Origin of the sequence: Arthrobacter sp. StoSoilB5, assembly GCF_019977235.1 — a bacterium.
Lineage (GTDB): Bacteria > Actinomycetota > Actinomycetes > Actinomycetales > Micrococcaceae > Arthrobacter.
Genome location: NZ_AP024646.1, coordinates 5,067,527 through 5,086,079, shown reverse-complemented (window position 1 = coordinate 5,086,079; position 18,553 = coordinate 5,067,527). Strand labels below are relative to the sequence as shown.

Annotated in this window: 17 protein-coding genes; 11 read left to right on the top strand and 6 right to left on the bottom strand. The window is 62.6% G+C overall.

Features of this window, described 5'->3' with window-relative positions:
• Positions 1-30: 30 nt before the first annotated feature.
• The 5 genes from LDN75_RS23095 to LDN75_RS23075 all read left to right on the top strand — a co-directional run bounded on the left by LDN75_RS23095 (position 31) and on the right by LDN75_RS23075 (position 4,985).
• Positions 31-1,098, top strand: a complete 1,068-nt coding sequence (locus LDN75_RS23095) for a hypothetical protein (RefSeq protein WP_223934998.1) — start codon at positions 31-33, stop codon at positions 1,096-1,098.
• 5 nt (positions 1,099-1,103) lie between these two features.
• Positions 1,104-2,408 (top strand): alpha/beta fold hydrolase, encoded by a 1,305-nt coding sequence (locus LDN75_RS23090; RefSeq protein ID WP_223934997.1) that lies wholly within the window; start codon positions 1,104-1,106, stop codon positions 2,406-2,408.
• A 1-nt stretch (position 2,409) separates the two neighbouring features.
• Positions 2,410-3,366 carry a DUF1177 domain-containing protein gene (locus tag LDN75_RS23085; RefSeq protein ID WP_223934996.1) on the top strand — a complete coding sequence of 319 codons (957 nt, stop codon included), beginning with the start codon at positions 2,410-2,412 and terminating at the stop codon, positions 3,364-3,366.
• 84 nt (positions 3,367-3,450) lie between these two features.
• Positions 3,451-4,521, top strand: a complete 1,071-nt coding sequence (locus LDN75_RS23080; protein WP_223934995.1) for an FUSC family protein — start codon at positions 3,451-3,453, stop codon at positions 4,519-4,521.
• Between the two features lie 98 nt (positions 4,522-4,619).
• Positions 4,620-4,985 (top strand): hypothetical protein, encoded by a 366-nt coding sequence (locus LDN75_RS23075; RefSeq protein WP_223934994.1) that lies wholly within the window; start codon positions 4,620-4,622, stop codon positions 4,983-4,985.
• A 21-nt stretch (positions 4,986-5,006) separates the two neighbouring features.
• On the opposite strand, the gene LDN75_RS23070 is transcribed toward LDN75_RS23075, so the two are convergent.
• Both LDN75_RS23070 and LDN75_RS23065 read right to left on the bottom strand, forming a co-directional pair.
• Positions 5,007-5,804 (bottom strand): hypothetical protein, encoded by a 798-nt coding sequence (locus tag LDN75_RS23070; protein ID WP_223934993.1) that lies wholly within the window; start codon positions 5,802-5,804, stop codon positions 5,007-5,009.
• Positions 5,794-6,477 (bottom strand): helix-turn-helix domain-containing protein, encoded by a 684-nt coding sequence (locus LDN75_RS23065; protein WP_223934992.1) that lies wholly within the window; start codon positions 6,475-6,477, stop codon positions 5,794-5,796. Before LDN75_RS23065 ends, LDN75_RS23070 begins: the two co-directional genes overlap by 11 nt.
• 160 nt (positions 6,478-6,637) lie before the next feature.
• On the opposite strand from LDN75_RS23065, the gene LDN75_RS23060 reads away from it, so the two are divergent.
• On the top strand, positions 6,638-7,870 hold the full coding sequence (locus tag LDN75_RS23060) for a hypothetical protein (RefSeq protein WP_223934991.1): 1,233 nt from the start codon (positions 6,638-6,640) through the stop codon (positions 7,868-7,870).
• Position 7,871: 1 nt separating this feature from the next.
• Here the strand turns inward: LDN75_RS23060 and LDN75_RS23055 are convergent, their stop codons facing one another.
• Both LDN75_RS23055 and LDN75_RS23050 read right to left on the bottom strand, forming a co-directional pair.
• Entirely contained in the window at positions 7,872-8,333 is a 462-nt protein-coding gene (locus LDN75_RS23055) for a hypothetical protein (RefSeq protein ID WP_223934990.1), read from the bottom strand.
• On the bottom strand, positions 8,330-10,735 hold the full coding sequence (locus LDN75_RS23050; protein WP_223934989.1) for a nitrate reductase: 2,406 nt from the start codon (positions 10,733-10,735) through the stop codon (positions 8,330-8,332). Before LDN75_RS23050 ends, LDN75_RS23055 begins: the two co-directional genes overlap by 4 nt.
• 248 nt (positions 10,736-10,983) lie before the next feature.
• On the opposite strand from LDN75_RS23050, the gene LDN75_RS23045 reads away from it, so the two are divergent.
• The 3 genes from LDN75_RS23045 (at position 10,984) to LDN75_RS23035 (ending at position 12,888) form a co-directional block, all read left to right on the top strand.
• Complete coding sequence (locus LDN75_RS23045) at positions 10,984-11,589, top strand: TasA family protein (RefSeq protein ID WP_223934988.1); 606 nt, start codon at positions 10,984-10,986, stop codon at positions 11,587-11,589.
• A gap of 209 nt (positions 11,590-11,798) precedes the next feature.
• A complete protein-coding gene (locus tag LDN75_RS23040) occupies positions 11,799-12,476 on the top strand; it encodes a signal peptidase I (protein ID WP_223934987.1) in 678 nt (225 codons plus the stop codon).
• Positions 12,469-12,888: an Hpt domain-containing protein gene (locus LDN75_RS23035; protein ID WP_223934986.1), complete on the top strand. Its 420-nt coding sequence runs from the start codon at positions 12,469-12,471 to the stop codon at positions 12,886-12,888. The genes LDN75_RS23040 and LDN75_RS23035 overlap by 8 nt, the downstream gene beginning before the upstream one ends.
• Before the next feature lie 15 nt (positions 12,889-12,903).
• Here the strand turns inward: LDN75_RS23035 and LDN75_RS23030 are convergent, their stop codons facing one another.
• Entirely contained in the window at positions 12,904-14,172 is a 1,269-nt protein-coding gene (locus tag LDN75_RS23030) for an aromatic acid/H+ symport family MFS transporter (RefSeq protein WP_223934985.1), read from the bottom strand.
• 164 nt (positions 14,173-14,336) lie between these two features.
• Between LDN75_RS23030 and LDN75_RS23025 the strand changes: the two genes are divergently transcribed.
• On the top strand, positions 14,337-15,077 hold the full coding sequence (locus LDN75_RS23025; protein WP_223934984.1) for an IclR family transcriptional regulator: 741 nt from the start codon (positions 14,337-14,339) through the stop codon (positions 15,075-15,077).
• A 111-nt stretch (positions 15,078-15,188) separates the two neighbouring features.
• Entirely contained in the window at positions 15,189-16,376 is a 1,188-nt protein-coding gene (locus LDN75_RS23020; RefSeq protein WP_223934983.1) for a 4-hydroxybenzoate 3-monooxygenase, read from the top strand.
• 50 nt (positions 16,377-16,426) lie between these two features.
• On the opposite strand, the gene LDN75_RS23015 is transcribed toward LDN75_RS23020, so the two are convergent.
• Positions 16,427-18,517 carry a DUF222 domain-containing protein gene (locus tag LDN75_RS23015; RefSeq protein WP_223934982.1) on the bottom strand — a complete coding sequence of 697 codons (2,091 nt, stop codon included), beginning with the start codon at positions 18,515-18,517 and terminating at the stop codon, positions 16,427-16,429.
• Positions 18,518-18,553 lie beyond the last annotated feature (36 nt).

The window sequence follows — 18,553 nt, the reverse complement described above, 5'->3', positions numbered from 1 at the left end:
TCTCAACACCAAGACCCAAAGGATTGAACCATGGAAGTTATCAGCAGAATCGAAGCCCGCAGCGAGTACCTGTCCTTCGAAGCGTCGCTCGGCGCCCGCAAGCTGATCGAAGAAGTAATGCTTGTGCGCAAGGGCGAGAGCGTGGTCATCACAGCGGACACGTCATCGGACCAGCGCGTAGTTGAGCTGACGGCGGCAGCTGCCTACGCCGTCGGGGCGTTCCCAACCATCGTCAGGTACGAGACCCGAACGATGTCCGCACTGGAGCCCTCACCACCAGTGGCAGCAGCAGTAGCCGCAGCGGACGTGTGGATTGAGTACCAGCTTGGCTACATCATGCACTCGGATGCGTTCCGGACCGCGCTGGCCAACGGCGCCCGCTACATCAACCTCACTGGCATGGATGTACAGATGCTGGTGGACACTGTGGCACGCGTGGATTACCAGGGTGTTACGGAGCTTGGCCACGTTTTGGTGGGTCTCCTCGAACAGGCGCAGGACATCAGAATCACGTCCACCGGTGGCACGGATATCAGGGGACGCCGCGGTGACCGGCCCATCAACCTCCGTGGACTTCCGGCCACCCAGCCGGGTCAATCCGTCATGCTTTCCGGCCAGATTTCATTCAACCCCCTGGAGGACACCCAGAACGGCGTCATTGTGTTCGACGGCGGCGCGTGGCCGCCTAATGAAATTGGCATCCTGAGGTCGCCGGTTAGGTTCGAGATCAAGAATGGCGTTGTTGTGGACATCAGCGGTGACGGTGCTGATGCCCGAACATACGCGGACTGGATGGCTTCGCTGAACGATCCCAACATGTATCGCGTGGCCCACTGGTCGCTGGGATTCAACCCTGGCGTCCGTAAAGTCACGGGACGCATTGTTGAGGACGAACGCGTGTTTGGCTGCGTGGAGTTCGGGTTCGGAACCAAGGGGTCTTGGATTGGTGGCGAGCACTGGGTGGCCGCGGCTCACACTGACGCAAGCTTGATTGCTCCATCCATTTACGCTGACGGAGAGGCGATCGAGGAAAACGGGCGATATGTCCACCCCAAGGTGGTCGAGATTTGCCGGCAGATGAACATCGAAGGCTACTGAGCGCGATGGTGGAAACGTCAAATCGCACTCATCGCGTGGCTCGGGACGGACTCATTTTCCTGGAGCACACATTTACCCTTCCGCTGGACCACCGTGCAACTTCCTCCAAAGGAACGATCGAGGTTTTCGCCCGGGAAGTAGTCGAGGCGGACGCCGAGCACGACGACCGTCCTTACCTGCTCTGGTTTCAAGGCGGTCCAGGCAATGCCGCCGACCGGCCGGGTCTTCCGGGAGGCTGGCTGAAGCGAGCGTTGGAGGAGTTCCGGGTGGTCCTGCTGGACCAGCGTGGAACGGGCAGGTCCTCAGCTATCACTTACCGGACTCTTCCTGGGGACACCGTGGAAGAACAGTCGGACTACCTCACCCATTTCCGTGCCGACTCGATCGTCATGGACGCGGAAGTCATCAGGCGCCAGTTGATTGGTGACAGGAAGTGGTCAGTTCTCGGTCAAAGCTTTGGTGGATTCTGCGCGCTCACCTACTTGTCAGTTGCTCCACACGGGCTGGAAAGTGTCATGATTACTGGCGGCGTTCCTGATATCGAAGGAGACATCCGGGATATCTACCGTGCCAACTATCGTCAGACCGCCCGCAGGAATGCGGAGTTCTTCACGACATATCCGATGGATCGGGATCGCGTCCTGGCCATCAAGAACCATTTGCTGGACCATGCAGAGTACCTGCCTACCGGTGAGCGACTGACGGCCGAGCGGTTCCTCAGCCTGGGCATACTGCTTGGCACGAAGAACGGTTTCGACCAACTGCACTATCTCCTGGAAAGCTCGTTTGCGCAGGTTGCGGCTCCGAAGCTGAGCGATGCCTTCCTCGCCGATGCGGGAGCGGCACTCTCCTTTGGCAAAAGACCGCTGTATGCAGTTCTCCACGAGGCCATATACGCGGACCATGCGAGCACCAATTGGGCCGCCCACTCGGTCCGGCAGGAGTTCCCTGACTTTGCCGACCACGCTGTCCATGCAAAGCAGGAGTCTCTCCTCACGGGAGAAATGATCTTCCCTTGGCAGTTCGAACAGGATCCGGCGCTGCGTCCGTTGAAGGACGTTGCATACCACCTGGCGCAGCGAAACGACTGGTCCAGCCTGTACAACCTGGAAGCGCTGGCCGCGAACCAGGTCCCAACGGCTGCCGTGATGTACACAGAGGACATGTTTGTCCCATTCGATTCGTCCAAGAGGACCGCTGCAAAGATCGGCAACTTCTTCCCGATACACACGGACAAGTACCAACACGACGGAATCCGCCAGGACGGCGCCGTTCTCGTGGATCAATTGCTGGAGAGAGTGAGGAACTGACATGAGTTGGAGTCATGTTGTTGCGGCGTTTGACGCGCTCGACACGCCGCATGCCAGCGGCGACGGTGTTGCAGCCTTGCTCGCCGGATACGGAACAGCCGATGTGACCATTACGCCCGTGCGGGGCGACGACGGCGAAACAGACTTCGTCAAAGTGCTGATTGCTGGAACACACGGAAAGACTGTGGGCGGCGATGCTCCCACGCTGGGCGTAGTTGGCCGACTTGGCGGTCTGGGTGCGCGGCCCGCCCGGACAGGTTTCGTGTCCGACGGTGACGGGGCGCTTACGGTGGTGGCTGCGGCAGCCAAGCTCATTGATATGGCGAGCCGCGGGGACCGGTTGAGGGGCGATGTCCTTATCACTACCCAGATTGATCCGGACGCTCCCACTGCACCTCACGAACCAGTGCCCTTCATGGGCTCGTCAGTGGCCATGTCTGTGGCCAATGAACATGAAGTCCTGGAGGCCATGGATGCGGTGCTTTCCGTGGACACCACCAAGGGCAACAGAATCTGCAACCACAGTGGGTTCGCCATCACACCCACCATCAAGAACGGTTGGATCCTGCGCGTTTCGGAAGACCTCCTGGACATTGTGGAGCGCACCAGCGGCCTGCTCCCTGTAGTTATGCCGATCACCATGCAGGACATCACGCCCTACGGGAACGGCATCTATCACGTGAACTCGCTGGTTCAGCCAGCCATCGCCACAAGTGCTCCAGTGGTTGGGGTTGCGATCACCACAGTGTCCGCTGTGGCTGGCTCCGCAACCGGCGCCACCAACCTGCACAGCGTGGAGTCCGCGGTTCGCTTCGTTATAGAGGCAGCGAAGGACTTCACGGCCGGACGCATCAGCTTTCTGGATGACGAGGAGTACCAGCGCATCGTCGGCCTCTACGGCTCGATGAGCATCCTGGTGCGTGATAAAGCGCACGATCTCTACGCAATAGCGGAGTAGTCCAGCGCCCGGAGCGTAGCCTTGAAGCGGACGCCAGCGCCGCCGTCGTACGTTTTGATCCTGCGACGAAAGGCGAGCCGCCCATTGAAGGCTGTAGCGGAAATGTTCACCATGGGTCCGGGAAACAAGGACCATCATCCGGCTCTCCGCTGCGCTGTTGGGGTATTTGTTCCGCTGATTACGCTGACCCTGATGGGGCGGTTGGACCTGGCCGTGTTTGCCTCGTTCGGTGCATTTACTGGCATCTATGGCCGCAACGAACCCCACAGCGTGCGCTTACGAAGCCAATTGCGTGCCGGCGGTTTCATGCTGCTGATCATCTTGTTGGCCACGCTCATGTCCCGTGCAGCGCAAGCATGGGGCATTGAAGGTGCCACGTATTCGTGGCTCCTTACTGCTGCAACCACCCTTGTTGCGGGCGGGTGCTCGGTGGTGGTCGCCGCTTGGAGGCTGCGGCCAGGCGGCTCCCTCTTTCACATCTTCGCCTTCGCTGCAATCGCATCCATCCCTGCGCAGCCGCCGCTGTGGGAGGCCATGCTGGTCGCAGTAGGGACCACTCTCTTCTGCCTGCTGATCGGCATGTCGTCCCGGGTGTTCAAGGGCCACAGGACCCCATGGAAGCGGCCGCCCCGCATCCGTCACACCGCGCTCGAACGCCGGGCAGCTTGGTTGGAGGGCGGCGGATACCTGATTGCCGCAGGCCTTGCGGGGACCATCGCGACGGTGGTGGGGGAGCGGCTCGGCTTCGGGCACACGTATTGGGCCATGGTTGCGGCAGTGGTTCCGTTGGTGGGGCATTCGACGCGCCACCGTGTAAGCCGTGGCGTCCAAAGAATCGCCGGAACGGTGATCGGATTGGTGCTGCTTGCCGGCATCCTGTGGCTCAATCCGGCGCCGTGGGCCATGGTCCTGGTGATCGCAGCTTGCCAGTTCGGCGCCGAGATGTTCATCGCCCGGCAGTATCTGGTGGCGCAAATCTTCGTGACGCCGCTTGCCCTGATTGCCACTTTGCTGGCCGCCCCTGTTGATCCCGGCCTGCTGCTGAGGGACCGCATCATCGAAACCGTAATCGGTGCCGCCGTCGGCGTTGCCGTGGTGATGGCTCCGGCCCTATGGCGGCGGGCGAGGGCAACTGCCCCGGCTGGTTGGACTTAAATCATCAGTACACATATAACTAGATAGCCAAGATAGTTACTAGGGAATGTGTGGAGAAGACGATGACAGTCGCGCTGAGTGAACCAAGGTCCACACCAGTGGCTGAGAACACCGTGGATGTTGCCGCGGAACCGCTACTCCCCATGGGGCCCGTACATTGCGGTTCACACATGGCGATCTCCGCAGGACCCGCCTACGACTCAATGCAGTGGATCACCGTTGAGCCGGTCTGGCCGGAATGGTCTTGCAGTTGCGGATTCAGAATGGACATCGACGCCATGGATCCCGTCAGCGGCGTCTGGTTGGCTGCTCTTCGCCGCCAAAGCCTTCAACATGAGCTGGCTATCTCCCAGAACACCCTCGCCTTGGCCTTCAAGAAGGCAGTTGACGCCGGAGTCGACCCCCGCGCCCTTGCCGAAGCAGCGGGGCTGCCGGCTGGAGAGATCGAATCCTTTCTGCAGTGACAGGGGGCTTAGGCCGCAGTGCTACCTACCCAGGCGCCTGACAGGGAGGCGGTCGGGATTGGCGCAGAGCACCGCAAGGTTGCTGATTGCCCGCGCCCTATCGCCGTGGTCAAGAACCTTCCAGGATTCATGGCTGGGGTCGGCGAGGGCGCGATTGAGTCCAAGGATCCGCGAGCGATCGCTCCCTCCCATATCAGCCGCAAGCTCCAAGGGGCCCGTTATGGTTGCCAACAGTGTGGCTGCGTCATCGAGATGGCGGCCTTTGTCCCGTGAATCCTCCTGATAAGCAGCGCCTTTGAGCACTAATGCCCCAAGCCTATTCGGGATGCTGATTGACACCGCATCCCCATGGTTCACGACGATTCTGCAGTTTACGGTTCGCCGGAGGGCTTGGGTCCCACCCGTGACCTGAAAGACTTTGCGCCCGCCAATACGCGGAACCAGCCTGGGCACAAGATGGTCAGCAACCATGACGTCGAGCTGCTCATTACCGCGAAGGAAGCGATGCGCGGGGCTATCGCCATTTATGGATTGCATGAGCACGTAGCCGAGCGAACGTAAGACTGAAGCGACGCGAGGCATAGTTGCGGCACCGGTTTCCATGTGGAGGACGATGTCGACGTCGGTCGTCGGCCGGGAAACGGTCAATCCTGCCACGGCTGAATGCAGCTGGACCATAAGTCCCCCGACCAGCGTCCACTGATCAGTAGGCAAGGCGCGGGCTAGTTCAGCGCACTGGGGCCACGGCCGGCCCCAGCCGCCCGGGGGCGAGGACGCCTCCCACAGCACTCGTGCCGTCACGCCGTGGTCATCGTCCACGGAAAAGCTCCCCAAGTACATGCTGTCCAGCGGTGCGCTCGCGGGTCGCCGGGGACTCCAACAGGTCCAAAGCAATTGCCGCCAGCGGAACTCCGTCTGTAAAGGCTTGGCTGGTGGCGACTTCCCGGATCATTACGTTGCCCTCCCGGTCCTCGATTAGTCCGTACGCTTCCTTAAGTGCATCGGCCTCGCCGGATATGACGTAACCATCCACGGTTCCCGCGCCGCCAGTGAGGCCAAAGCGCTCGGCAATGTTGTCCTCTGCCATGGCAGTGGCGCCGGTGGCAAGCACATGGTCCCTTAGCTGTCGGACGACATCCGCCGTTCCTCTGTGCCGATGCACGATCGCGCGTTGGCGCGCCAGGATCGGCAACTCCGATGGTTCCATCGTGCTCAGTTTGCGTCGGAGCCGGGACAGTTGGTGGGAATCGACCCAATCGACGCTTGTGGCGCCAGACAGCAGGAGGAGAGCTGCCCAGGCGTTCTCTTCGGACCATGGTCGGCCATGGCGGGTGCCGACTCGGGCCAATTGTTCTACAGAAGCGGCGTCCAACAAGATGGTCCGGCCGACGACGCCGACACTGACCAGTTGACCGGTCCGGATCAACTTACGGATGGCCACCTGCGTCACGCCTAGCCGCGCGGCGGCCTGTGCAGTGGTTACGTGACTCACACTCTAACGTTCCCTCGAGGAAACGTTAGAGTCAAGGGACCCACTCCGCCCGGTCCTCATCGGTCACAAATCCCCCGCAGCAACCGGAATGGGGCCAGCGTGGACAGCTCGGTTACGCTGCTCCGAGTTACACCACATCGCACGCTAAGGGTTATCAACGATGCTCACCTCAGCTGTCGACGACGCGCCCCGACGTCGGCCGGATCCCGCTGCCCGGAAGGCCGCACCTGAACGCGGGGCCTTCGGAACTGCTCTGGGCGCGTTCGCCGTCGTCACCATCGCAGGAATGCTCGCACTTGTCTTGCACGCGCTCGGTCAGCATTCGCCGCGGTTCGGCCCTGCGTTTGAAGGCTGGGCTGCCTCGACCGCCGACTCGCCCTTGGCGGCGGCCAGATGGTTCCTGGGCGACATGACCGAGCCCCAATTCTACAAATCAGAGCTGGCGGCATGCGGCTTGCTGGCAGGGGCCCTGTTGGCTTGGTGGGCTGTCTGGCGAGGCAAACACTGGGCCGGCCAGCTGACGTATGGCACCGGCCTGTGGCCGTGGGTGCTGACCTCGGGATCCCTTAGCCTGCTGCTGTCCAACGTGGTCTTCGGGCGGATGCTCGACGACGGATGGCAGCCCACGTTTGTGCCTTTCGTATGCGTGGCTCCCGCCGTGGTCCTGATGTATGGACCTGGTTGGCGGACCTGTGTGACCGGCGCCGTACTCGGGGCATTCACCATCACGCCGTTGGCGTTGCTGCTGATCCCAACGGTCGCCGTGCCGCTGGGACTTCCGACTGTAGTGGCGAACGTCCTTGCCATGTCCCTCGGATCAGGACTGGCTTTCCTCGTTGCCCGGAAATTGCCATGGCTTGAACTTCGCAAGCGGGCTCCACAGGCGCAACCCAGCCAGCCGCCGTCGGGCGGTAACCCTGTCCTTAAAGACGCCCTGTGGACAGCCAGAAGGGTCCTCTCCGACTTCACCGAGACCCAATTCTTCGCCAACGAGCTCGCCAGCGCTGGCGTGATCCTTGGCGTCGCAATGGCGTTCGTGCTGAATCCAGCGCTGCCGTCATATGGCTCCGCCCTGGTTCCGCATATCCTGTTCGCCCAGGCCCTCACTTCGGCGATCGGCGTGGTCCTTTGGCGGCGTTGGTACCGCAACGGTGGGTGGGCGGCCACTTACGCATCGCTCGTCTCGGTGGCACCAGCCGCCGTGCTCGCCTACGACGGCTCGTGGCAGGGCATCATCGGCGGCGCATTGCTCGGAGCCGTGCTTGCCCCTCCCATTGCCAGGGCGATTTCCGCCCGGCTGCCGGAGGGCTTCCATCCGGTCATCGGCAACACAGCGGCCATGGCAATTTCGACGGCGGCTACCCTCCCACTGCTGGGTCTACTGCCCCACTAGTTCAGTCTGCGACGAGCAGCGCCTGCGGCGCCGCCTGCTTCATCCGGGTTTGCAACCAGCTCAGCTGGATCCCGGTTTCTTTGTGACACTGTTCGACGACGGCGAGGAGCCCGGCGTCGCGGAGCGCGGATCCGGCTTGATTCACCACAGTCCACGTGACGTCCACCAAGCTTGCCAAGAGGTACAGGTCCTGCAGGTCGCGAAGGAGGCCGACAGGCCCGCTCCGGGTTTCTGACAAGCCGTCGGCGTGGAGCCTCTCGGGCTCGTTGTCGGATGTGTCCTTGCCGTATCGCTCCACTACGGGGAGGAGGAGTTCCCCGTGCTGCTCGCATTGCTTGGCCAAGGTCTGGCAGAGGAAATGTATGTCGGGTTCCGAGCCATGGCCATCGGAGACCTGCCGGAAGGACTCAGCCAGGGTGGCTTCGCCCTGATGCAGCAATCCCAGGTAGATGTTGAGGTTCATTGTTGTTGTCCTGCCTGCCGTGAGGCCGTGGTGTTGGGTGCCGGAGCGGGTCCGTCGCCGTCCCGGATTTTCTCCACTTTCACCGCGGCATTCTTGAAAAGCGGCTGCTTTGATACAGGATCCCACTCCGTGATGGTCAGCTCGTTGGCTGCAGTCCTCGGCGAATCCTGGCCGGGACCAGCAGGGCCGGATGGGCCTGCCGAGTCCCAGTATCCGTAGTGGAAGGGCGCAAAAACCGTTCCGGGCCGGACGCCACTGACTCGAGCAGGTGCTTCAATAAGGCCTCGCCGGGACGACACGCGGACGATGTCGCCCTCCCTGATCCCTAGGGCGGAAGCGTCTTCGACGGAGAGCTCCACCCACATCCGTGGCGCGGCCGCGTTGAGTGCCCGGGCACGTCCTGTCTTGGTCCTTGTGTGGAAGTGGTAGGCCGTTCGCCCAGTGGTGTACCGGAGCGGGTAGTCATCATCCGGTTCTTCGTGTGGAGGGTGGTACTTGGTTGTTTTGAGCCATGCGCGGCCCTCGGGCATCTTGGCTCGGTAGGGCTCCGGCTCCACCTCGGCGCCGGTCAGAAGATCGTGACCGTAGTTCTCGCAGTAGTCGGGGTCGCTGGGAAAAACCCCATCCGTATAGAGGCGCGTGGTGCCATCCGGGTTTTGCTCATTGCAGGGCCACGGGATCCCGCTGCCACCACGGAGTTTCCCGTAGCTCAGCCCGGTGTAGTCGCAGGGCCGTCCGCGCGAGCATTCCTTCCAGGCTTCGAAGGCGTCTTCCGGACTCTCCCATGCCAACAAGGGGCTTCCGTCCAGCTTGGTGAAGCCCATCCGTTTGGAGTAGTCCAGGAAAATATCCAGATCGCTGCGGGCGTCTCCTGGTGGGTCCACGGCTTTGTCAGAAAGATGGACGACGCGGGAAGCGTTGGTGAACGTCCCGGTTTTTTCGCCCCACGCTGCGGCGGGGAGAACAACGTCCGCCATCCGGGCCGTTTCGGTGAGATACAGATCCTGCACCACCAGGAAGAGTTCCGGCTTGGCCAGAATCTGCCGGATCCTGGGCAGCTCCGGCAGGGAAACCGCTGGGTTGGTGGCCGAGACCCACAGGAACTTGATGGATCCTTGCTCGGCATAGCGGAAGATCTGCATGGCGTGGGTTGGCGGTGCCCAGTGGGGGATGATCGCGGGATCCACGTTCCACAGTGACGCCAGTTCTTCGATGTGTTTCGGGTTGTGCCAGTTACGGAAGCCCGGAAGGTCGCCGTCGGCGCCACATTCCCTGTTGTTTTGTGCCGTCGGCTGCCCGTTCATCTGCAGGACGCCGGCTCCGGGCCGCCCGAGCATGCCGCGCAACAGGTGGAGATTATTGACTTGGCAGGAGGACGCTGTGGCCTGGGATGACTGGTAGAACCCCTGCAAAACGGTGGAAAGAACCCGCTCCGAGGTGCCGAAGATGTGTGCGGCCTTCCTGATGTCCTGGGCACTGACGCCGCAGACCTCGGCCGCGGCCTCGGGCGTCCATTCCTCCACAGTGGACTTCAGCTCTTCGTAGCCGATCGTGTGGTCCTGAATGTAGGCGGGGTCCTCACAGCCGTTCTGCAGCACTTCACGGATCAAGGCGTGCATGAGCGCGAGGTTGGTGCCTGGCCGCACTGCCAGATGGACGTCGGCATAGCGCGCGGCCTCAGTATTCCTCGGGTCGACACACACCAGTTTGGGCGGTGTGGATCCTGAAAGGCGGTCCAGGATGCGGGCCCAGAGGACGGTCTGCGTTTCGGGCATGTTGTGGCCGTAAAGAAAAATGGCATCGCAATTATCGATGTCCTCGTAGGCGCCTGGCTGTCCGTCTGCTCCGAAGGTTTCTTTGAGCGCGGACGCTGCTGTCGCGGTGCACAGGCGGGTGTTTCCGTCCATGTGGGGCGTCCCGATACCGGCCTTTCCGATCACGCCCAGGGCGTAGTACTCCTCAAGGAACAGTTGGCCGCTGGTGTAGAAACCATGGCTGAGCGGACCCTTCTCCTTCAAGAGTTCAGTGCTGCGTTCCACGATCCGATTCATGGCCGTGTCCCAGTCAGTCGCCACTAGTCCGCCGCCTTCACGGATCAACGGTTGCGTGAGCCGGTCCTCGTTCGAGACGCCTTGCCAGCTCGCGAAAAGTCCTTTTGGCCCGAGGCGTCCTTTGTTGATGCGGTCTTCCGCGCGGCCGCGAATGCCCACCATGACGCCGTCCTTCACGGCAATGTCGCAGCCGCAGCCATTGCTGCACAGCACGCAAGCGGACTGGACCCAGTGGTCAACATCGCCCTCTGTGAGGCCTTCCATGAGGGCGTAATCCACGCGGGAAGGCCACTCATCTTCCCGCTGGAACGGGGTCCTTGTGCCCCATATATCGGTAATGCGATCCGCCATGATGCCACCCCTTCGTTCCTGACCGGCCCTTCGTAACAGGATTATCAGGATGCTTATGATCAGTCCAGAGTGCCTGTGCCGTGGGGATAAGCAACAGGAATTCTTGATCTTTTCCTGAGCAAGTGTTGATGGATTGCAGGATTGGTTCTTGATCCGGGCCCGGCAAAGTATTTCTTGTCAGCCACTCAGGGCCGGCAAACGAAACGGCCGGCCGGTAGCGGTGGCCTCCCGAAAGGATATTGATTCCCATGGCCATCAGCCTCAAGACCACCTCCGGCAAAGTCCTCGCTTCCGTCGCATTGATCGGCACCGCAGCCGCCGTCGCCGGCATGGGAACCTACGGCGCGTTCACCTCCTCCACCTCAGCCAGCCAGCAAACCACCGCCGGCACCGTCACCATCGCGCTGGGCACCGGAGCGAACAACACCCTCAACGTCCCGGTGGCAGGACTCCTGCCCGGAGACAAGGTCGAAAAGCTCGTCACCCTGGCCAACACCGGCAACTCGGACCTGAACAACGTCACCCTCACCACCTCCGCCGGCGCCACCGCCTCACTGCTCACCACCGACACAACCAACGGCCTGCAGCTGACCATCGAGAACTGCTCGGTTGCCTGGACCGGCGCCGCAGCCCCCTACACCTGCTCCGGCACGAAGACCACCGTCATGGCCGCCGCCCCGGTAATCACCGCGAACAAAGTCCTGAACAACCTGACCGCCCTGACCGCAGCCAAGACCGACTACCTCAAAGTCACCACCGCATTCCCCACCACGGCGAATGACACCTTCCAGGGCGCCACCAGCACCATCGCCTTCGCCTTCACCGGCACCCAACGCACCGAAACCACCAGGTAACACCAGCCCCACAAAAGCCTCACCACCTAGCTTCAACTCACCCAGCTTCAAAACAGAGCCCCGCCGGGCCTGGTCGGGCGCCCCCCCCTGCCCGATCAGGTCCGCCGGTATTTCCTGAGCCAGACTTGAGGCTTTCCCGCAAGAAGCCTGAGCCAGATAGCCCAGACTCTCAATCAGAAGATTCCAACATCGGAAGGAACGCCAGGACCATGAGCGCATCGACCAGCATCAGCGGACCCGCACTCACTGGCCGGCGTTCAGCGGAGGCACTCAGGACGACAGCCGTCGAGACCCCCGAGGAAGCCGCCGCGACTCCAAGCGCGTTCCGTAGGCTTGCCGGCAAGACAATGAAATTCCTCGGTTTCGCCATGTTGGCTGTCGCAGCCTTGGTTTTCCTGTTCCTGGCGATCGGGCCGCGGGTACTGGGCTATCAGACCTCTACGATGCTGACCGGGTCGATGGCGCCCTTGATCAACCCGGGAGACGTCGTCGTCACCGTTCCGACGCCGATCACGGACGTCAAGGTGGGCGACATCATCACCTACCACATCCCGGTGGAAGACCAGCGGGTGGAGACCCATCGCATCACGGAGATGACCACCACCGCCGATGGTGGCGTGGCTGTGCAGACCAAGGGCGATGCGAATAATGGCATCGATCCCTGGATCGCCACCCTGCAGGGGAAAACGGTAGACAAGCAGATCGCCACAATCCCTTACGTCGGGAATGCAATCCGCGCCCTGCGCGAACCCCTCGTGATGAACATCCTGATGTACGGGGCGCCCGGGATTCTGGTCCTGGGGATGCTCGCCTCCATCTGGAGCAAGGACCCCAACAAGTCGACGCCGGAAGACGCCGGGCAGACACAAGCAGCCAGTGATGAGTGAAGAAGCAGAGCGTCAGATTCCGGCCCTCGAACCCTGCAGGCTGCAGGCTCTGGCCGATGAACTGGGAGACTCTACTCCGGCGTTGCGCTTCCTCTCCACCTACCTTTCGATGTTGCCGGGCAGGCTCCTGAGGATCTCCAACGGCCTCTGCGAACACGACGCAGACGCCAGCATGGATGCTGTGCTTAGCCTCAAGATCTCCTCGGCAATGGTGGGAGCGCTTGAAACCGAGGACCAATGCAGGGCGATCGAGTCCATGATCCGCGAGGACCACTTCGACTACGCTGTCCAGGCCCTTCCGGCGCTCCGGCAGTACACGGACCGTTGCTATGCGGCAGGGCCGCAGCTGTTGGGCAAGGCCCGCGAGTCGCTTCACCCGCAGCCCGGGAAGCTGGGCCCGCGCAACAGTTAGCGTCGTGCCGGGCGGTTATCGATCCAACGCCCGCACCCCTTCAGGACTTTTGACCTGATGCGGCACCAGGAACAGCGCCGCGACGGCCAGCACTCCCGCTGCGGCGAACACGTAGAAGCCGGCAGGGTAGGCAATGTTTGCAGCCACCAGGGTTCCCGTAACCGCCGGACCAACGATCGCGCCAAGGCGGCCCACGCCGGCAGCGAACCCAAGCGCCGTTCCGCGGAGCCTTGCTGGGAACAGCTGACTCACCCAGGCGTAAACCAGCACCTGCGAGCTGAAGACAAAGATACCCGTGACGAACACCGCGGCGTTGAGCAGGAACTCATTCTGGATCTTCACACTGAGGACGGCCAGGAAGACTGCCGAAAGCCCGAACCACAGCAGCACGATCTTCTTGGTCCCATGCCGGTCGGCAAGAATTCCGGCCAGAACCAGCCCGGCCACGGCGCCCAGGTTGAGGACCAGCAACAGCGTCAGGCCGGTGCTCACGGTGTAACCGGCAGCCGCCATCAACTGCGGCAGCCACGTGTTCAGGCCGTAAACCAGCAACAACCCCATGAACGACGCGATGCCGATTCCCGCGGCCACCAGCGGATACGGCTTCTGAATGAGGTCACGGAACCCGGTCTTTTGCTTACCGTCTGTGGAATGCACGACGCCGGGACCCGCCTTTGCCGGTTGGTCCGCCTGTGTCGGGACTGCTTCGGGAAGGGACTCCGGCAGTTTCGCCCACAGGAACGGCAGGAGCGCCAGCCCGGCAACGCCGCCAATGATGAACATGAGCCGCCAGTTGGGGACCACAAGGATTGCCAGGAACGCAGTCGCCACAGCGCCGACGTGGTAGCCAGTCATGGTCCGTGTGGTCGACTTTCCGGCTGATCCCGCCGGTGCGTAATCGTTCATGTACGCGAGTGCGGCGGGAAGGCAGGCGCCCAGCCCAAGGCCGGCCAGCAGGCGAAGCATCGAGAAAACCGCGACGTTGGGGGCGAAAGCCACTCCAATCGTGAACAGCGAGAAGCCGGCCACGCAGGCAATCAAGAGCTTCCGTCGGCCGAACTTATCGGACAGCGGGGCGATAAAGAGTGCCCCAAGCCCCACTCCTACCAAGGAGATAGTGGCAGCGAAGGTGGCTCCGACGGCGTCAAAGCCTATATCACCGGTCTTGATGAGCGTTGGGATGACGGTCCCCAGGACTACGAGGTCGAAGCCGTCCAAGACCATGGCTAGCCAACACAGCCAGACTGGCCATTGTGAGCGGCGGGCGGATGGCGTCGTTGGCATAGCGTCCTCGGGATTTCTTCTTTGAGAGTGGATGCGGCCAGCAGAACGGCCGGTCGGTTATGAGAGTTGTATCACCGTCAGGAGTAACCTGCAGCACGTTCTACCATTGAATGGAAGGCGTCGCCTTGGCGTCAGGTTGCAGACAGGTATCTAAGGAACACATCGTGGCCAACTCAGCATCGGGTGACTCAGTGGTAGATCGCGTAGTTCGGGTTATTGAGGCCTTTCCTGAAGGCGCGACCTCACTGCAACTGACCGAACTCGCCGACAGGTCCGGCCTCCCGTTGTCTTCCGCCCACCGGCTGGTCCGGCAACTCTCCGGGCACGGCCTACTGGAACTTGGTGCTGGCGGGACGGTTCGTCTTGGGCTGCGGCTGTGGGAGCTCGTCAATCGGAACTCGCCCACCTTGGCGCTCCGCCAGGCGGCCATGCCCTTTATGGAAGACATCCAGCAAGTCCTCAACCAGAACGTGAACCTCGCCGTGCTTGATGGATGGGAAGCCTTGTTCGTGGAGAGGCTTTCGCGCCGGGGCTCGGTTGCCAACCGCGCACGCATCGCCGGGCGCATGCCAGTCCACATTTCCTCCGCCGGGCTGGCGCTGATGGCACACCAGTCGCGCGAGTTGCAGGGGCAGTACCTCGAACAGTTCCAAGACCCGGCAGGAAAGGTGACTTCCGACGTCGTTCGGCACCTACTGGCGGAGGCCGCGCAGTTGGGCTATGCCCAGCTGGCGGGCGTCGTTGATCCTGACACCTGGGGCATTGCCGTGCCTGTGATGAACGGCAAGCGGCGCACAGTCGCGGCCCTCGGTGTGGTGGTGCCGTTGGCCGAGATGCGTCTGCAGGCCCTGGTTCCCGCGCTACAAACTGCTGCGCGGGGAATAGGCAGGCAACTGGGAGACTGAAGTCAGGATTCCGTTCAACGGAATTCATGTAACACCGGTCACGCAGCGCAGGCCACACTGATTTCAGACTCATCCTGTCCCCAGCGGGACCGCAACGAAGCGAGGAACACCATGGCACGCAATATCGTCACCACACAGGTCGCCATCATGGGTGCAGGACCCGCCGGCCTCATGCTCTCCCACCTGCTGGCAAAGCAAGGCATCGACTCAGTGGTGGTGGAGATTCGCAGCCGCGAGCAAATCCACCAAACTGTTCGCGCCGGCATCCTGGAGCACGGCACTGTAAACCTGCTGGTGGACTCCGGTGTCTCGGACCGGGTGCTGCGCGAAGGTGACCGGCACGATGGCATCGAGCTACGGTTTAACGGCGAAAGCCACCGCATCAACTTCAAAGAGCTGGTGGGCGAGTCTGTGTGGCTCTACCCGCAGACGGACGTTTTCGCCGACCTCGCCGCGCGTCGGGAGGCCGACGGCGGCGACGTCCGGTACAGCGTCACGGACACCACCGTTCACGATCTCGAGGGCAAGCCCAAAGTCTGGTTCACTGACTCCGACGGCCAGGAGTTCGAGATCCAGGCCGACTTCCTCGTTGGCGCCGATGGCTCACGCAGCCACTGCCGCTTCCAGATCCCCGAAGCCAACCGGAAGTGGTTTTTCCATGAGTACCCGTTCGCCTGGTTCGGCATCCTGGCCCAGGCACCGCGCAGCTCCGACGAGCTGATTTATGCCAACTCCGAGCACGGTTTCGCCCTGATCAGCCAGCGGACCGAGGCGGTGCAGCGCATGTACTTCCAGTGCGACCCCAAGGAAAACGTGGCCGATTGGGACGACGAACGCATCTGGTCCGAGTTCCGCAAACGCGTCAACGGCAACGGTTTCGAGCTCAACGAAGGCCCGGTCCTGGAAAAGATGGTCCTGCCGTTCCGGAGCTTCGTCCACACTCCCATGCGCTACGGCAACCTCTTCCTTGCTGGCGATGCCGCGCACACCGTCCCGCCTACCGGCGCGAAGGGCCTGAACCTGGCCATCCACGACGTCAAGGTGCTCTTCGAAGGCCTCGATTCTTTCTACTCCAACGGCTCAACCACATTGCTGGATTCCTACAGTGATCGCGCCTTGGACCGTGTGTGGAAGGCGCAGCACTTCTCCTACTGGATGACATCCATGCTGCACACCGTTCCAGGCGCCGACGATTTCGACCGGGCCCGCCAGCTCGGTGAGCTGCACTCCGTGGTTTCGTCCGAGCATGCCAAGGCGTACTTGGCTGAGTCGTACACGGGCTGGTCGACGTCGCGGTAGACCTGTTTGCTCTACTTCCTTTGACGGGTCTCCACTTCTTTGTGGGGTCTTTATGTTCTGAGGGGTGTGTGGTGGTGGTTGCGGCGTGGTGTTTGGTGGGGGTCGATGTGTGGTGGTGGGGTGAACCAGGGCACGCCGGTGTTGGTGGTGATGGTCCAGTGTTCTTTGTGGATGAGGTGGTGGTGGTGGCTGCAGAGCAGGGTGCCGTTTTCGGTTCCTGTGGTGCCGCCGTGTGACCAGTAGGTGATGTGGTGTGCTTCGCACCAGGGTGCTGGCATGGTGCAGTCGGGGAAGGCGCAGCCTTGGTCCCGGGCGGTGATGGCTTTGCGGATGTGGGGTGGGAAGATCCGGGTGGTGCGGCCGATGTCCAGGACCCTCGATTCGGTGCCGAGCAGGACCGGGATGATGTCGGCGTCGCAGGCGATTTTTCGGATGGTGTTGGGGTGGATCGGGCCGCTGAACGTGGCGGCGCCGGAGCTGGGCCGGGTTCGGGGCGGGCCGGGTTGATTCGTGGCGGCGCCGGAGCTGGGCCGGGTTCGGGTGTTGGCCGGGCGGGTCGGGGTGTTGGCCGTGTTCGTGAGTTCCTGGAGGACCGGGGTGTTGGCCGTGTTCGTGAGTTCCTGGCGGACCGGGGTGTTGGCCGTGTTCGTGAGTTCCTGGAGGAGGTCGTGGTGGTTGATGGTGACCATGACCTGAGGCCGGAGTCCGCCGTTGGCTGGCAGCTTGCCGGTGGTCAGGGCGACACCGCAGGCTCCGACGAGGCCGTCGAGGAGTTTCTGGGCGCGGGAGCGGCGGTCCAGGTCCGGGCTGGCTGATCCGTTCCGGCCATGACGCTGACCGGCAGGCTCACCAGCTTGGCCGCCACTGTTCGTGCCCGGCCCGCCCATGGTGTCGCCGTTGCCGGTGGTGAGGCGGGGGTTGGTGGCGGTGTTCATGGCGGTGGTGAGTGTTTCGTATTGTTCGGTGGTGGCGAAGATTTCCAGGTGGTGCAGTCCGTGGCGGGGTTTGCGGATGAGGGTGCCTTGGAGTTGGCGGAGGATTTCTTCGCTGGGTTCGGGCCCGTCCTGGTCGATCGAGTCGGTCCAGCGTTTGGCTATTTTGAGGACGAAGTCGGGATCGGATTCACGGGCGGTGGTGGTCAGGGCTTGTTCCATTCCGGCGAGGGTGTCCTCGTCGGTGAGGAGCTGTACTTTGTCCAGGGCGGCGCTGATGATGGTCGCTGAGCGGGTGGGTATCTGCGTGGATTCGAGGGCTTTGGCAAGGATTTCGCGGCGGGGCGGGATGTGTTGTCCGGCGATGCCGGCGCGGGGGAGCGCTTGGGCTGCGAGGGCGAGCCGGCGCCTGGCTTCGCCGATGCCGATCCTCAGGCGGGCGCGCAGGAATTCCGCGGCGTTGCGGTACCCATCATCCACCACCGCGGCAGCATCCGCCGACCCAACAGCAGCGGACCCAACAGCAGCAGGCCCAACAACGGCGGGCCGAACGGCGGCGGAGTCCGGGCCCGAGGTTGCGGTCCCGGCCCCGGGTTCGCGTTCAAGTTCGGTTGTGGTTTCCGTCCCGGGTTCGGTTGCGGTTCCGGGTTCGGTTGCGGTTTCGGTCCAGCCTGTCCGCCATCTGGTGCCCGCGGCGGAGGAGTGTGCCTGCTGGGCTTCCTGCCGGGTCCGTTCCACCGCCTGGGCCGCGACCACCTGAAGGTACTCCACGGTCCGGGCGATCTCCTCCACCCGCCCGGCGAAGTGTGATGCCTCAACAAACCCGAACAGCCGGGCTTCAGTGGCGGCCATCCCGCGTGGGCCATCCAAAGCAGAGACCAGGGTTTCCATGGCGCCGGCTAGTGAAGGCGGGGTGGGCTCGGAGTGCACGTGTCCATGGCCGGTGCCTGGTTGGGCCGGACTGGCGGTGGCATCCAGGGTTTCATCCGGGCCGGGTGGGGAATGCGGTGCACTCCTTATCGAATCGAGCCCGCGAAGCAGCTCAGCGCGCCTGGGATTATCCGCAGGCGTCAGTATCGACGTCGAACTCTTGTATGCCATGGCAAGCCGGGTAGGTGCTCCCATGCTCCGCATCCTGGCCCGGGAGAGGGCAGCACCGTCACCGGAGGCTACCGCCCCACGTGCCGCGAACTGCCCAACCCTTTCCATGAATCAACCCTCCCACCAGGGTCTGACAGTAATGAT

What these genes read in the sequence shown, in the direction of transcription:
- LDN75_RS23015 (WP_223934982.1), bottom strand. Translation starts at nt 18,517, where the DNA reads ATGGAAAGGGTTGGGCAGTTCGCGGCACGTGGGGCGGTAGCCTCCGGT.
- LDN75_RS23095 (WP_223934998.1), top strand. Translation starts at nt 31, where the DNA reads ATGGAAGTTATCAGCAGAATCGAAGCCCGCAGCGAGTACCTGTCCTTC.
- LDN75_RS23060 (WP_223934991.1), top strand. Translation starts at nt 6,638, where the DNA reads ATGCTCACCTCAGCTGTCGACGACGCGCCCCGACGTCGGCCGGATCCC.
- LDN75_RS23090 (WP_223934997.1), top strand. Translation starts at nt 1,104, where the DNA reads ATGGTGGAAACGTCAAATCGCACTCATCGCGTGGCTCGGGACGGACTC.
- LDN75_RS23055 (WP_223934990.1), bottom strand. Translation starts at nt 8,333, where the DNA reads ATGAACCTCAACATCTACCTGGGATTGCTGCATCAGGGCGAAGCCACC.
- LDN75_RS23085 (WP_223934996.1), top strand. Translation starts at nt 2,410, where the DNA reads ATGAGTTGGAGTCATGTTGTTGCGGCGTTTGACGCGCTCGACACGCCG.
- LDN75_RS23050 (WP_223934989.1), bottom strand. Translation starts at nt 10,735, where the DNA reads ATGGCGGATCGCATTACCGATATATGGGGCACAAGGACCCCGTTCCAG.
- LDN75_RS23030 (WP_223934985.1), bottom strand. Translation starts at nt 14,172, where the DNA reads ATGCCAACGACGCCATCCGCCCGCCGCTCACAATGGCCAGTCTGGCTG.
- LDN75_RS23045 (WP_223934988.1), top strand. Translation starts at nt 10,984, where the DNA reads ATGGCCATCAGCCTCAAGACCACCTCCGGCAAAGTCCTCGCTTCCGTC.
- LDN75_RS23040 (WP_223934987.1), top strand. Translation starts at nt 11,799, where the DNA reads ATGAGCGCATCGACCAGCATCAGCGGACCCGCACTCACTGGCCGGCGT.
- LDN75_RS23020 (WP_223934983.1), top strand. Translation starts at nt 15,189, where the DNA reads ATGGCACGCAATATCGTCACCACACAGGTCGCCATCATGGGTGCAGGA.
- LDN75_RS23035 (WP_223934986.1), top strand. Translation starts at nt 12,469, where the DNA reads ATGAGTGAAGAAGCAGAGCGTCAGATTCCGGCCCTCGAACCCTGCAGG.